General features: G+C 72.0%; 12 protein-coding genes and 2 pseudogenes. 9 read left to right on the top strand and 5 right to left on the bottom strand.

The window, feature by feature from the left end; all coding sequences use genetic code 11:
* The 4 genes from AB0946_RS41500 to AB0946_RS41485 form a co-directional block, all read left to right on the top strand.
* Positions 1–204, top strand: a 204-nt coding sequence (locus tag AB0946_RS41500; RefSeq protein WP_366765934.1) for a type B 50S ribosomal protein L31, incomplete at its 5' end; no start/stop codon positions are given.
* 223 nt (positions 205–427) lie between these two features.
* On the top strand, positions 428–886 hold the full coding sequence (locus AB0946_RS41495; protein ID WP_366765933.1) for a hypothetical protein: 459 nt from the start codon (positions 428–430) through the stop codon (positions 884–886).
* A gap of 236 nt (positions 887–1,122) precedes the next feature.
* Complete coding sequence (locus AB0946_RS41490; protein WP_366765932.1) at positions 1,123–1,527, top strand: hypothetical protein; 405 nt, start codon at positions 1,123–1,125, stop codon at positions 1,525–1,527.
* A gap of 229 nt (positions 1,528–1,756) precedes the next feature.
* Positions 1,757–2,479 (top strand): alpha/beta hydrolase, encoded by a 723-nt coding sequence (locus tag AB0946_RS41485; RefSeq protein ID WP_366765931.1) that lies wholly within the window; start codon positions 1,757–1,759, stop codon positions 2,477–2,479.
* 117 nt (positions 2,480–2,596) lie between these two features.
* Here the strand turns inward: AB0946_RS41485 and AB0946_RS41480 are convergent, their stop codons facing one another.
* Positions 2,597–4,084, bottom strand: coding sequence for a long-chain fatty acid--CoA ligase (locus tag AB0946_RS41480; protein WP_366765930.1), 1,488 nt, complete (start codon positions 4,082–4,084; stop codon positions 2,597–2,599).
* A 340-nt stretch (positions 4,085–4,424) separates the two neighbouring features.
* On the opposite strand from AB0946_RS41480, the gene AB0946_RS41475 reads away from it, so the two are divergent.
* Positions 4,425–5,333 carry a squalene/phytoene synthase family protein gene (locus AB0946_RS41475; protein WP_366765929.1) on the top strand — a complete coding sequence of 303 codons (909 nt, stop codon included), beginning with the start codon at positions 4,425–4,427 and terminating at the stop codon, positions 5,331–5,333.
* Between the two features lie 41 nt (positions 5,334–5,374).
* Here the strand turns inward: AB0946_RS41475 and AB0946_RS41470 are convergent.
* A pseudogene (locus AB0946_RS41470) lies at positions 5,375–5,713 on the bottom strand (DUF885 family protein); the annotation flags it as partial.
* A gap of 35 nt (positions 5,714–5,748) precedes the next feature.
* On the opposite strand from AB0946_RS41470, the gene AB0946_RS41465 reads away from it, so the two are divergent.
* Both AB0946_RS41465 and AB0946_RS41460 read left to right on the top strand, forming a co-directional pair.
* Entirely contained in the window at positions 5,749–5,886 is a 138-nt protein-coding gene (locus tag AB0946_RS41465; RefSeq protein ID WP_366765935.1) for a hypothetical protein, read from the top strand.
* Positions 5,883–6,740 carry a GNAT family N-acetyltransferase gene (locus AB0946_RS41460; protein ID WP_366765928.1) on the top strand — a complete coding sequence of 286 codons (858 nt, stop codon included), beginning with the start codon at positions 5,883–5,885 and terminating at the stop codon, positions 6,738–6,740. The genes AB0946_RS41465 and AB0946_RS41460 overlap by 4 nt, the downstream gene beginning before the upstream one ends.
* Positions 6,741–6,790: 50 nt before the next feature.
* Here the strand turns inward: AB0946_RS41460 and AB0946_RS41455 are convergent, their stop codons facing one another.
* From AB0946_RS41455 to AB0946_RS41445, 3 genes are all read right to left on the bottom strand, one after another.
* On the bottom strand, positions 6,791–7,435 hold the full coding sequence (locus tag AB0946_RS41455; RefSeq protein WP_366765927.1) for a TetR family transcriptional regulator: 645 nt from the start codon (positions 7,433–7,435) through the stop codon (positions 6,791–6,793).
* A gap of 58 nt (positions 7,436–7,493) precedes the next feature.
* Positions 7,494–7,811, bottom strand: a complete 318-nt coding sequence (locus AB0946_RS41450) for a hypothetical protein (protein WP_366765925.1) — start codon at positions 7,809–7,811, stop codon at positions 7,494–7,496.
* 69 nt (positions 7,812–7,880) lie between these two features.
* Positions 7,881–9,131 carry a cytochrome P450 gene (locus AB0946_RS41445; RefSeq protein ID WP_366765924.1) on the bottom strand — a complete coding sequence of 417 codons (1,251 nt, stop codon included), beginning with the start codon at positions 9,129–9,131 and terminating at the stop codon, positions 7,881–7,883.
* 1,343 nt (positions 9,132–10,474) lie between these two features.
* On the opposite strand from AB0946_RS41445, the gene AB0946_RS41440 reads away from it, so the two are divergent.
* Both AB0946_RS41440 and AB0946_RS41435 read left to right on the top strand, forming a co-directional pair.
* Complete coding sequence (locus AB0946_RS41440; protein WP_366765923.1) at positions 10,475–13,399, top strand: BTAD domain-containing putative transcriptional regulator; 2,925 nt, start codon at positions 10,475–10,477, stop codon at positions 13,397–13,399.
* Between the two features lie 273 nt (positions 13,400–13,672).
* Positions 13,673–13,842: pseudogene (locus AB0946_RS41435) on the top strand (alpha/beta hydrolase); the annotation flags it as partial.

The raw sequence follows: 13,842 nt of genomic DNA, 5'->3' as shown, positions 1-13,842 counted from the left end.
GGCTTCCAGCTGCTCACCCGCTCCACCGTCGCCACCGACCGCACGGTCGAGTGGGAGGACGGCACCACCTACCCGGTCGTCGACGTCGAGATCTCGTCGGCGAGCCACCCGTTCTACACCGGCACCTCGCGCGTCGTGGACACCGCGGGCCGGGTGGAACGCTTCCAGCGGCGCTACGGCCGCACCACCGCCGACCGCCACTGACGCCCCGCCTCCACGGCCCGGCACCGCACCCGCGGTGCCGGGCCGTTCCCGTGCCCGCGCGTACGCCTGCCCGAAGCGGCGACCACGCGGCGCGAACCCGTCAGTCGTTTTGACCGATGCCCCGATTCGGCCGCCGCCGCAGGCTCACTCCAGGTGTTTGTAACGGACACGTGAACGGGGCCTCGCGCCGAGCCCCCTCGCGTGCGAGCGTCCAAGGAGAGCAGTGGCCACCAAACGCGACATGGTCGTGCGCCCCGCGCACGACCTCGGCGGGCTGCCGGCCGGGCCGGTCGTCCAGTCGGACCACGAGATGACCCACTTCGACACCCTCGACGGCGCCTTCATGTCCGCCGCGTACCGATGGGCCTTCGTCCATCCGCTGCGGCGCATCCACTACAACCTCACCACCACCGGCCTGTCGGCCGCGGCGGCGCTGCTGGTCGGAGCCGTGAACCTGATGACGTCGCTGCGCAGCAGAGTGCCCGCGGTGGAGCGGGCCGTGCCCTGGCCGGCCGGCGTTGACCTCGACGGTGTCGGCTACCTGATCGGCGGTCTCTTCCTCGCGGCCTGGACCGGCTCCTTCCTCTACTGGAAGGCCGCCGGCCGGTCCGGCGGCCTGACGTTGCCTGACAGGTCACCGGATACCGGCCATGAGGGCAGGTCGGCTGCGTCGGTCTTGTGAGCCGGCTCCGGGAACTGCCACGCTCGTGGGGCCGGTCCGGGCGCGCCCGCCGTGGACCGGCGGGCGGAGTGGCCGGTCCGGCGTGTCCCCGGATGCCGGACCGGCCGCCCGCGGCGCTCCGCACCCGAGGCTTCCGGCCCGGACAGCCGAGCGCTGAGGCCGCCTACTGTGCGGCATCCTGTGAGTTCCCCGGGCCCGGTGAGGGCCCACAGTGACCTTCTGCCATTCTGCTTGCCATGTCCGCACGCGATCGAAGGCTGCCCCGGCACCGTGCCTGGCCCCTGACCACCACCGACATCGAGGAGGGTCTCGGCCCGTACATGGCCCGAGTCACGGACCTGCGGTTCCTCACCGGACACGACAGCGGGACCATCGTCCTGGGAGCAGCATGGATCGCTCCGAACCCCCGCAACTACGGCCGCGGCATCCACGCGGACGTGGTCGGTTTCCGCGTGGAAGTCCACCCCGTCGATGCCACTGAACGTGCTGCCACCCGCGCTGTTCTCCGAGCGCAGGCGCTCCCGCAACTCCACGAATGGATCACGCGGGCGATCGCCGCCGACGAGACCTGGCAACTGACTCCCCACCAGCACTACTGGCGGCTCGCCGACGGCCACCTCACTCACCGCGACGAAGCCTGAGTCCGGGTCCGGACGACGCGCACACCCGTTGACCTCGCTGATGCGGAGCCTCTGCGAAAAACGCGTTGGCGGGCCACGGCGGGCGTTGCTAGCCTTCCGGAGGCCGTGCGAGAGAGCGAGGAGGTGGTACCCGTGAACGTATCGACATGGGTGCTCCCCTCCGGGGTCACGGTCGGGCGGTAGATCGTCCGGGAGCGCCGTTTCACGCGCACTCCCGAAAGGCACGACCGTGCACTTCACTTCCGAACAGCGCCTCGACGACGGCGTCGTAGAGCGCGCGTTCATCCTCGGCGAGATCCCCGGCACCCTGTGGACGCCCGGATCCGCACCGGCCCCGCTGGTCCTGATGGCCCACAACAACGGCCTGCCCAAGGCGGACCCCCGGCTCGTGGCCCGGGCCCGGTACACCGCGGCACGCGGCTACGCGGTGGCCACCATCGACGCCGCCGGGTGCGGTGACCGTCCCCGTTCCGCCGCCGCCGAGCAGGCCCGTGCCGACCTCCGGCGGGCGATGCGGGCCGGCGAGCCGGCCGACGAGATCCTGGAGTCCCTCGTCGGCCCGTTGGTCGAGAACGCGGTCCCGGAATGGCGGACCACGCTGGACGCCCTCCTCGAACTGCCCGAGATCTGCGGTCCGGTCGGGTACTCCGGGGGCTGGGCCGCCCTCGGCATCCGGCTGGCGGTGGCCGAGCCGCGCATCGCGGCCGCGGGCTTCTTCGCCGGGGGGTACGTGCCCCGAGCCCAGCGCCAGGAGGCCCGGCAGGTCACCATCCCGCTGCTGTTCCTGCTGCAATGGGACGACGAGGGGAACCCCCGGCAACGGGCCCTGGACCTGTTCGACGCCTTCGGCAGCGAGGAGAAGACGCTGCACGCCAATCCGGGCGGGCACACCGGCACCCCGTGGTTCGAACTGGAGGACAGCTGCCGGTTCCTGGACCGGCACCTGAAGTGAGGCCGGGCCGTCCGGCGGGCGGCAGACGGTAGGCGGTGCCGGCCGGGATGCCGTCGTCGAGGAGGCCGGCCCTCCTCGACGACGGCATCCCGGCCCCCGGTGCGAGGGCCGTACGGGTCATCGGGGGAGCTGGATCTCCCGCTTCAGGATCTTGCCGGTGGATCCCTTCGGCAGGGAGGGGAGGAACCATATCTCCCGGGGGTACTTGTAGGGGGCGACACGCGCCTTCACGAAGGAGCGCAGTTCCTCCTCCGTGACCCGGGCGTCCGGCACGAGGACGACGGCCGCGGCGACCTCCTCGCCGAGGGACGCGTGCGGGACGCCGACCACGGCCGCCTCCAGGATGTCCGGGTGTTGGTAGAGCACATCCTCCACCTCCCGCGGGTAGACGTTGTACCCACCCCGGATGATCATGTCCTTCTTCCGGTCGACGATGAAGAAGTATCCGTCGTCGTCCTGCCGGGCCAGGTCGCCGCTGCGGAACCACCCGTCCGGGATCGCCTCGGCCGTGTCCTCGGGCCGGTTCCAGTACCCGGCCATGACGTTGTGGCCCCGGATGGCGATCTCACCGACCTCGCCGGCCGGCACGTCGTGTCCGGCCTCGTCCACCAGACGTACCTCGACCCCTTGGATCGGGGTGCCGATCGAGCCGGCCTTGCGCGGCCGGTCGAGGTGGTTGAAGGTGGCCACCGGTGAGGTCTCCGACAGACCGTAGCCCTCCCCCACCGCGCAGCCGAAGCGCTTCTCGAATCCGTACAGCACCTCGGTCGGCAGGGGGGCTCCGCCCGAGACACACACCCTCAGGGCACCCGCCTCGGGACCGGTGGTGACCGGGGGCTCGTGCAGCAGCGCGTTGTACATCGTGGGCACGGCGACGAAGATGGTCACCCCGAACTCGCCCAGCATGGACAGGACTCGGGCCGCGTCGAAGCGGGGTACGAGCACGAGGCAGGCGCCCCGGCGGACCGCCGAGTTCATGCTGCCGGTCTGGCCGAACGCGTGGAAGAGCGGCAGGCACGCCATCATGACGTCCTGGTCGGTGATCCGGACGACGTGGTCGGCCAGGATCTCGGCGTTCCGGCCCAGGTTGCCGTGGGTCAGCGCGGCGCCCTTCGGGGTCCCGGTCGTCCCGGAGGTGTACAGGAGCGCGGCGAGGTCACCGTCGCCCCGGGGCGACGGCGTAGCGATCGGTGACTGTTCGCCGGCCGGCGTCGGCACCGCGCCGACCGCGGTCACCGGCACACCCGTCTCGGCAGCCGCTGCCGCCGCCTCCTGTGCGACGTCCTCGTACACGAACAGCCGGGCCGCACCCGAGTCGGTCAGGCAGTGCCGGATCTCGCGCTCCTTGAGCAGCGGGTTCATCGGGACGACGACTCCGCCGGCGCGCAGGATGCCGTAGTAGAGCGCCACGAACGCCGGGACGTTGGGCAGCATCACGCACACCCGGTCACCGTCCGCCAGCCCTTCCGCCCGGAGCGTCCCCGCGACCCGGGAGGCAGCGGTGTCCAGCTCCGCGTACGTCATCACGATGTCGCCGAACCGGAGTGCGGGGTGATCGGGGTGGAGCCGCGCCGTCGTCGACAGGTTCTCCGCGATGTTCGGCATATGTCCTCCTGCTCAACGGCCCGGTGGCAACCCGGCGTCGGCGTCCGCGAGTTCGGGGGGCACGGCGCGCGCCGTACGGCCGCCACACATGTACTCGGGGCAACAGAGCGGTCGGCCACAGACACATGCCCTGCCGTCCGGGGTAGCACACCCAGTGTGCCTCGTACCGCGCCGGGCCGGTCCACCGCTCCCGCAACGGCGGACCGAAAGGGAGGAGTTGCTTCACCTCTGGTCACTCACGGCCCGGTGCCTTCGGCGATCGCCCTACTCTGGCATACCGCGTCCGGCAGCTCCGGCGGTGAGCGCTCGGGCCTCTCCTTGAGCGGAAGAGTTGATCAGTGTGACTGTGTTCCATGACCACTCCCGTGCCCGGACGGACGATGTGCGGGCGGCATACCGGCATTGCGAGGAAGTGACGCGCGACGAGGCGAAGAACTTCAGTTACGGTCTCCGGCTGTTGCCGGGCCCCAAGCGGCGTGCCATGTCGGCGATCTACGCGTTGGCGCGCCGGGTGGACGACATAGGCGACGGTGACCTGGAGACACGGCGCAAGACGGAACTGCTCGGGCGCGTCGGCTCGATGGTGGACGGGCTGATATCGGGGCACGCCGGTCCCGAGGACGCGGATGACCCGGTCCGCCTGGCGCTCGCGGACGCGGCCCGGCGCTTCCCGATCCCCTTGGAGGCGTTCCACGAACTGATCGCCGGCGTCACGATGGACGTCGAGCAGAGGGATTACAAGAGCTTCGCCGATCTCCTCTCCTACTGCCGGTGTGTTGCCGGCTCCATCGGGAGACTGTCTCTCGGGGTCTTCGGTTGCGCGGACCCCGACCGGGGACGGGAGTACGCCGACACCCTGGGACTGGCGTTGCAGATCACCAACATTCTCCGGGACGTCCGCGAGGACGCCGCCATGGGCAGACGCTACCTGCCCGCCGAGGACGTCGAACACTTCGCCTGTGACAAGGCCGATTTCACGACGGGCTCCGTCCCCGCCGACGCGGAGTTCGACGGTCTCGTCAGGTTCGAGGCGGGCAGGGCGCGTGCGCTGTTCGAGGAGGGCTTCCGGTTGCTGCCGCTGCTCGACCGTCGCAGCCGGGCGTGCGTCGGCGCGATGGCGGGCATCTACCGGGGACTGCTCGACATCATCGAGAGGGAGCCCGCGGCCGTGCTGGCCGGCCGGGTCTCCCTGAGCACGGAGCAGAAGTCACGGTTGGCGCTCGCGGCCCTGCTGGGACGTGTGCGCTGACGTTCGCCGTGACAGGAGAGCCGGCCGGCGGCGTACGGTGATCAGAGCCGTGCGAGTTCGTCCACCAGGTCGTCCAGGCCCAGGGAGCCCTGTGACAGGGCCGCCATGTGCCGGGCCCTGAGCTCGAAGGAGCCGCCGTTGCGCTCGCGGGCCTTCTCCCGGCCCAGCAGCCAGGCCCGCTCGCCGGGCTTGCAGCCGATCGCCTGGCCGGGCAGCGACAGGTAGCGGGTGAACTCGCTCTCCGTGAACTTTGCCGGCCGGCTGCTGTGCGCGGTGAGGAACTCCGGCTCCGGCTCCGGCGTCCTGCGTTCGCCCGGGTGGAACGGCGAGTCGCCGGGGATCTCCGGCCCCGGATGCACGCCGATGCCGGCGATGACCCGTCGTCTGCCCGTCGAGACGGCCCGGCCGCTGCTCGGTGAACCGGACCGGAATACCGGACACCCGCCTGTGTGAGCCGCGGGAGAACGGCCACTTCGGGCAGGCCGAGGAGGCGGACGTGTCCGCCGCCCTGCTGGGATTCGTACACGACCAGAAGAAGGAGAACCAGCGATGAGGACCACCCTGCCGACCGGCCTGGGCGAGCGGACCGAGATCGAGGCCTACGCGGACTTCGTGACCGGCGCGCCGCCGTCCCTGCGCGACGCGCTGGGCATCGGCTCCCGGCGGTTCGGCCCGGTGCTCGCGGTGGCGGTCCGGGAGAACCCCAGCCGCTTCTTCGACCGGGCCGGCGGGTTCGGTGCGGAGCAGCCGGTCACGGCGGACGCCGTCGCGGAGGTGTGCGACTTCTACCGGGAACAGGGGGTCGCCCAGGGCTCGTTGATGATCGCTCCCGCGTTGTTGCCGCGGGACTGGGCCGCGACCGCCGCACGGTTCGGCCTCACCGAGGGGAATCGTTTCGTCAAGGTGGGGTGCGACACGGAGAGCGCGCTGGCCGCCGCCGACGGTGTCGCGGTGCTCGAACCCGGTCTGCGTGTCGGCCCGGTCCAGCCCGAGCAGGCGCACGAGTGGGCCACGGTCATGATGACCACCTTCGGTTTCACCGAGCCGGCCGCCCTGATCGACATGGCCGCGTCGTGCGTCGGCAGGCCCGGCTGGCGGCAGTACGCCGTCTGGGAGGACGAGCGGATCATCGCGGTCGCGAGCGTCTTCCTGAACGGTGACTGCGCCGACATGTTCGGCGCCGCGACCCTGCCGGAAGGGCGCCGTCGCGGCGCCCAGTCCGCACTGCTCACCGTCCGCGCACGGGCCGCCCGGGAGGCGGGCTGCCGATGGCTCGTCGCCGAGACCGGCGCGGAGGGCCCCGGCGACCACAACACATCCCTGCACAACATGCTGCGCGCCGGTTTCGAGCGGCTGTACGAACGGGTCACCTGGGTCTGGCACGCCGGGGCCGCCTCGGCCCCGTGACGTCCAGGGCGGCTCTGGCGCACGTGTCCGTGCCCGCCACCATGCTTCCGTCAGCCGTCACCTTCCCCGGCCCCCTGCCCGGCGGGCGCGTCCCCGGTGCCGGAGTTCCCGTGGAGCAGGGCTTCGAGGGAGGCGGTGAGGTCCGCGGTCAGTTCTTCCGCGCTCATCTCCGCCAGGGCTCCGGCGCGTACGACGTACCGGCTGAACGTGACACCGACCAGCAAGGCCGCGACGAACGGCAGCCGGTGCCGCAGGTCGTGCTCGTCCAGGAGCCGGCGGTACACCTCGTCGGTGCGTTCCTGCATGGCCACGTACAGGGCGGCGGCGCTCCCGGTGTCGTCGGCGGCGCTGCGCAGCAGCGCCACGAACGTGTCGTTGCCGTCGGCGCTCTCCATGCGATGCACGTAGCCACGGGCGATGCGGGCCGCGAGTGGCTCCCGGGTGTCCTCCGCCAGGGCGTCGATGTCCCGGGTGCCCGGGACAGCCGCGAGGAACAGGCTCTCCTTGCTGCCGAAATGGCGCAGCACCGAGCCGTGGGTGACGCCGGCGCGCCGGGCGATGTCCCGCAGGGTGGCCCGGTGGTAGCCGCGCTCGGCGAAGGCCTGTGAGGCGGCCTCCAGAATGGCCCGCCGGTGCAGTTCCGGGTTGCGCGTACGGCGGGGCGGCGCGGGCGGGTCGGTGTCGGGTGCGGCCATGGGCCGAGCCTACCGTCGCGGTCTTCCCCGTCACCGTCGCCGGCCGCTCCCCGCCGGTTCAGGGCAGTTCCGTGAGGGTCCCGAGGCGGGCGAGCGGTGGGCTGCCGGGCAGCTCGATGCGTGAGTGCACCCGCCCGCGTTCGAAGTCCTCCAGGTGGAGAACCCTGGTACCGCGCCGCTCCTGCCAGGATGTGAGGTAGACGTGCGGACGGACCTCGGCCACCGTGGTGGTCACGGTCTCGGTGTGCCCGTCGGGCAGAACGCCCCCTCCGTCGACGACGGTGAGGGCCATCGTCGCATCGGCGACGTACTGCATCACGAAGGTGAGGATGCCGAGGTCCACGAAGTAGCGGTGGCCGTTCTGCCGGTGTGACATGTCGCGCCCTTCAGCAACGTTCGCGTCGATACGGCCAACCCTTCCTCCTTTCCGCCGCCCGGGCATCCGTCATCCGACCGAAGCGCCGCGGCCGGTCCGTCCCGGTCGGTCCGCCGTGCGGACCGGGAGCGCGATCAGGCCACGCGAGCGCATGGAGGGGCGCCGGCGCAGGTCCTGCGGGGGGACGGCGAGGGAGAGGCCGGGGAAGCGGTCGAAGAGCGCGGTGAGCGCGATGCCCGTCTCCATCCGGGCCAGCGGAGCGCCGAGGCAGTAGTGGATGCCGTGTCCCAGTGCCAGGTGGCCGGTGGCGTCACGGCCGAGGTCCAGCCGGCCGGGGTCGGTGAAGCGGCGCGGGTCGCGGTGCGCGGCGGCGAGCGACAGCAGGACCGTCTCGCCGGCCGGAACGGTGGCCCCGCCGATGACGATGTCCTCGGTGGGGAAGCGGCGGATCGCCAGGGGCACCGGACCGTCGTAGCGCGCCAGTTCCTCAACCGCCCGGTCCAGCAGGCCGGCATCGGCCCGCAGCGCCGCCAACTGGTCCGGGTGGGCGAGCAGTGCCGCGACCGCGTTGCCGATCAGGTGCACCGTGTTCTCGTACCCCGCGACGAGGATGAGGAAGGCCAGCGACATCAGCTCGTCCTCGCTGAGCCGGTCCTCCTCGTCGCGCACGGCGATCAGGGCGGACAGCAGGTCGTCGGCCGGACGGGCCCGCTTGTCGGCGATCAGCCGGGTGAAGAAGGACAGCAGTCGGCCGACGGCCTCCCTGGCCCGTTCCGGCCGCGTCGGGTCGGGTGCGACCAGGGCGTCGGTCCAGGCACGGAAGTCGGGGCGCTGGGCCTGGGGCACGCCGAGGAGGTCGCAGATGACGGTGATCGGCAGCGGGGCGGCGTAGGACGGGATCAGATCGGCCTCGTCCTGTCCCGCCAGGGAGTCGAGCAGCCGGTCCGCGGCGCGCCGGATCGGCACCCGGAGCCCTTCGACGTGCCGGGGAGTGAACACCTTGGTCACCATGCGCCGGATACGTGTGTGATCCGGCGGGTCCATGTTCAGGAGGTTGGCGTCCAGCGCGGGCGGCAGGGCCATGCCCCGGTAGCCACCCGGCGTCGCGTTGCGCTTGTCCAGGGACAGCCGGGGATCGGCGAGCGCCCGGCGGACGTCGTCGTAGCGTGTGACCAGCCAGGCGGGAAGGCCGTCCGTGCCGGTGATCCGGTGGACCGGTCCCTCCTCACGCAGCCGGCCGTAGACGGCGTAGGGGTCCTGGAACAGCTCAGCGGAATCAACGGCGGGTTCCGAAGGAGAAGTTGGGTCGGGGTTGCTCATTCCGACAGCTAAGCAGACAGGGTGACCGGGTGCGCCGAGCACCCTTCGCGGACGGGTGGAGTCCCGGCCCGGTGCGGATGTCGGAAGCCCGTCCGCACGGGACGGCTGTTGCACGAAACGGCTGTTGAGGGCCTCCGCGTGCGGCACGGGACGGCCCGGACGCAGGGCCTCGCCGGCTGTCGCGGACAGCGCGACCCGTCCGGCCGTGGTGAGCCTCCGCATGGCCGCGGGCGTGCGGTGGCGCCGGCAGGTGTCGCGGGACCGGACGCTGCCGCCGTGTTCTTGAGGGTGAGCCGCGGCCGGGCCGGAACGCGTGTGCACGACGTCCACGGTGAACGCGCGGGCGACCGACGCCGGGGCGAGGGCAGGACATCCGCGGCACCCAGTCCCCCTGCCCCAGCGGCAGGGGCAGCCGGTGCCCCGGCCACCCCTGCCGGCCGCTGCCCCGCCGTGGCGGCTGGACGTCCTGGGCAGCGGCCCTCGCCCCTTGAGACGCCGTCGGCGCTTCGAGAGGCGGATCGGCCTCGGCGGCAACGCCACCGTCGGGCCGTGCACGGACCCCCCACGGATCCGGTGCGTGCGCAGTCTCGCCGCTCTTGGTGCGGGCGCTCGGCATCCCGAGGACCGCTCGGCCCGATCGGGCAGCGTTGCGGCCTTGTCGCGCACCCCGCGCACCCCGCCCACCCCACAGCCCTCACCCCCCGCGCCACCGCCCCGCGCACCCCACGGTCTCCTCACCGACCCGGCCAGGACATCGCGCGAGGTCGAGTCCGGCTACCGGCCTGCCGTGGCGTGCGGACGAGGGGCGACCGGTCTGTCCGGTTCAGGAGATTCACCCGGAAGCGGCAGGTGAGACCGGTTTGACAAGATGAAAATGACCGACCATATTGAAATGGTGCGCCGCACACCGAGCATTCATCGACGGGGCTTGGGGGGAGTGCCGTGATCAAGCGGTCCAGCCGAGCCCACCCGCACGAATCCGGCCGCCGGGAGATCCCCTCGTGGCCGGGGTTATGCGCCTGTCGTCAGAACCCGGGCCCTCCTTGCCGGCCGGTACGCGTACGGGGACGGGGGCACCGGCGCCCCCTCGGTTGTCATCCGTCGGCGTAGCCGGAACCGGCGGAGCCGCCGGCCGCCACCGACGGCCGGTGGAGCCCAGCGCGACGCTCGGCACGCTCCCTCGACCGCACAGCCCGCCCCGCTGACGTTTCCCACAACGTCTCGGCGAACGGCCTACGAGCAGCACACAGAAGACACGAGCCGACCACGACCGGGCCGGCGCCACTGAACGGTGCGGGAAGCGGTGGCCGGAGAACGGAATCGGCGGCAAGGAGAGAGGCACGATGACAGGGTTGTCGCGCGAGTCAGGGGATCACGCCATCCAGTTCTGCGTCCTGGGACCGGTGCGGGTCTGGCGGGGCGGCGGCGAGCTGCTGCTCGGCCCGAAGCAGCAGCGCCTCATCCTCGCCGTGCTCCTGGCGCGTGCCGGGCGGCCCGTCTCGATGCACGAGTTCATCGACCTGCTGTGGGACGGTGATCCGCCGTCGAGTGCGACCAACGCGGTGCACCGGTACGTCGGAGCACTGCGCCGGCTTCTGGAACCGGACCTGCCCGCCAGGTCGCCCGGCCGGTGGCTCGCCCGGCAGGCGGGCGGGTACCTGCTGCGCGTCGATGCCGACTGCCTCGACCTGCTGAACTTCCGGGCCCTGGTCGACCAGGCGCGGCAGGCGGACGCGGCGGGCGACCCGACGGGCTCCGTGGGTCTGTTCACCACCGCTCTGGACCTGTGGCAGGGGCGGTGCGCGGCGGATCTCGAACCGGTCAGCAGCACCCGTCCCGCCTTCGTCATGCTGGAGCACGAATTCGTGTCGGTGGTGTGCGAGGCAGCGGACACGGCACTGCGCTGCCGTCGTGCCGAGGCGGTGCTGTTGCCGTTGCGGCGGGCCGCGGAGCGCAATCCGCTGGACGAGGCGCTGCTGGCGCGCCTGCTGCTCGCGCTCGCTTCGGACGGCAAGCAGGCCGAGGCCCTTGCGATGTACGAGGAGATCCGGCTGCGGCTGGCGGAGGAGCTGAGTGTGGACCCCGGCGCGGAGCTGCGGGCCGCCCACGAGCGGATTCTGCGGCACCGCTTCGACGCCGGCGCGCCCGCGGAGGCGGAGGAGGACAAAGGAGCCGCCTACGGCCCACCGGTTCCGGCCGGTTCCATGCCGTCCCCCGCACCCTCGCCGAGGACGGCGCGGCCGGCCCAGTTGCCTCCGGGCCTGCCCGGATTCACGGGACGTGAGGACGCGCTCGCGCAGGCCCGAGCCCTGGCCGCACGGGGTGGCGGTGCGTTGCGGGTGCTGGCCGTCGACGGCATCCCCGGGATCGGCAAGACCGCTCTGGCCGTGCACTTCGCCCACCATGTCGCCTCCGACTTCCCCGACGGACAGCTCTACGCCGACCTGCGCGGCTTCGCCCCCGACGGCAAACCCGCCGACCCCGCCGACATCCTCCAGGGCTTCCTCGACGCCCTGGGCGTCGCCCCCCAGCGCATCCCCGCTTCGCCCGACACCCGCTCCGCGCTCTACCGCAGCGTCCTGGCCGACCGCCGGGTACTCGTCGTCCTCGACAACGCACGCGACCTGGCCCAGATCAGACCGCTGCTGCCCGGCACCGGCAACTGCATGGTCATCGTCACCAGCCGCAGCCGCCTGACCGCACTGGCCGCCGCCCACGGAGCACACCTGCTCACCCTCGACGTTCCCTCCCCCGCCGAAGCGACCAACGCGTTCCTCGAACGCGTCCGCACCAGCCGCCCCGACGCCACCGCCCGCGAGATCCGCCCGCTCGTCGAACGCTGCGGCCGCCTCCCCCTCGCCGTCGCCATCGTCGCCGCCCGAGCCGCCGCATACCCCGAGCGCACCCTCCACGACATCGACCTCGAACTGTCCACCACCGACCACAGCCTGGACGGCTTCAGCGACGACAACCTCGACAACGACGTACGAGGCGTCTTCTCCTGGTCCTACCGCACACTCGGCCCCCAGGCCGCACACCTCTTCCGGCTCCTCCCTCTGCACCCCGGACCCGACGTCACCGCCGCCGCACTCGCCAGCATGGCCGGCATCAGCCCGCAGGAAGCGGTCCAGGCCATGGGCGAACTCGTACGGGCCAGACTGCTGACCGTGCGCGCACGCAACCGTTACCGGGCCCACGACCTGATCCTCGCGTACGCCGCCGAACTGGCCGCCCAGTACGAGCGGGACCGTCCGGCCGTCCGGTCCCGCATGTACGACCACTACCGCCAGACCGCGCACGCCGCGAACCTCCTGCTGCGGCCCGGACCTCAGCCGGCCGCCCCCGCGGCGCCCCTGCCGTCCGTGACCCCGGAGCCGCTGGCGGACACCGCCACGGCGACAGCCTGGTACACACGGGAGCGGGTGGTACTGCGTTCGGTGGTGGAAGCCGCCGCCGCACACGGCGACAGCCGGATGGCGTGGGAACTCGCCGTGACCTTGCAGATGTGCCAGCAGCGCATGGGGTGGTGGCACGACTGGGCCGCCACCATGCGGGCCGCCCTGGCAGCGGCCCGCAAGGCCGAGGACGCGGAGGGCATGGCGCGGACCCACCACGGTCTGGCCGGCGCCCTGCACTCCCTCGGTGACCTGCCCGGTGCGCTGCGCCACCTGGAACGGGCGCGTCACCGCTTCGAACAACTGCACTCCACCACCGACTTGGCACACGTCCTGGGGAACATCGGCGTCGTGTACAGCTCCCAGGAGGACCATGTCCGGGCCCTGCGTCATATGGAGGCGGCCTTGGATCTGCTGTGCGGACCCGAGCCACGCCATCTCAGGGCCGCAACCCTTTCGGACACCGCCATGACGCGTGTGAAACTCGGTGATCCGGAGGGGGCCCTGCGGCTCGCGCGCACCGCTGTCGTGATGTTCCGCGACTTGCGTGACCTCAACGGGGAGGGACTGACCCTGACGATCATCGGGCAGGTGTTCCGCCGGCGACGCGACTACGCCCGGTCGGCCTCGTACTACGAACGGGGCATCGAACTGATGCGGCTGGCCGGCAACCGGGGGAACGTGGTGGAGGAGCTGATGGCACTCGGCGACGTGCGGCTCGACGCCCGGGACGTGGCGGGAGCCCGGCGGGCCTGGACCGACGCCCTCAGGAGCCTGGACGATCCGGAACTGCCGCTGGCGGCCCGGGCCAGGGAGAAACTCGCACTGCTGGACACTGTCGAGGAGCAGCGGGAAGCGGCATCGGTCATTTGACCACCCGGAGGTTCCCGGACCGTGCCGGACCCGCCACCGGCGGCCCCGGTGACGCGTCGACGGACCGGAGTACGTCCTCGTCGGCGGGAAACACCTGGAGCACCGCGAGGGGCTGACCATGTATGCCTACCTGCCACGCGGGCCGCGATGCGGGCCGGGCCCAAGGGATAAGTCGTTAGACAGATTCGGCCATGCCCGCTGTCGGGGGACGGTGGGTGCGTTGCCGGCGGTGCGAGACCCTCGCACCGCCCCCACACCCGAAAGGACACCACCATGCCCTACATCACCGTCGGCCGGGAGAACACCACCGACATCGACCTGTACTACGAGGACCACGGCACCGGCCGACCCGTCGTCCTCATCCACGGCTTCCCCCTCGACGGCCACTCCTGGGAAAAGCAGACCACCGCCCTCCTCCACGCCGGCTACCGCGTCATCACCTA

The sequence above is a fragment of the Streptomyces sp. NPDC046870 genome (assembly GCF_040704595.1).
Taxonomy (GTDB): Bacteria; Actinomycetota; Actinomycetes; order Streptomycetales; family Streptomycetaceae; genus Streptomyces; species Streptomyces argyrophylli.
This window is presented reverse-complemented; position numbering and strand designations above follow the sequence as displayed.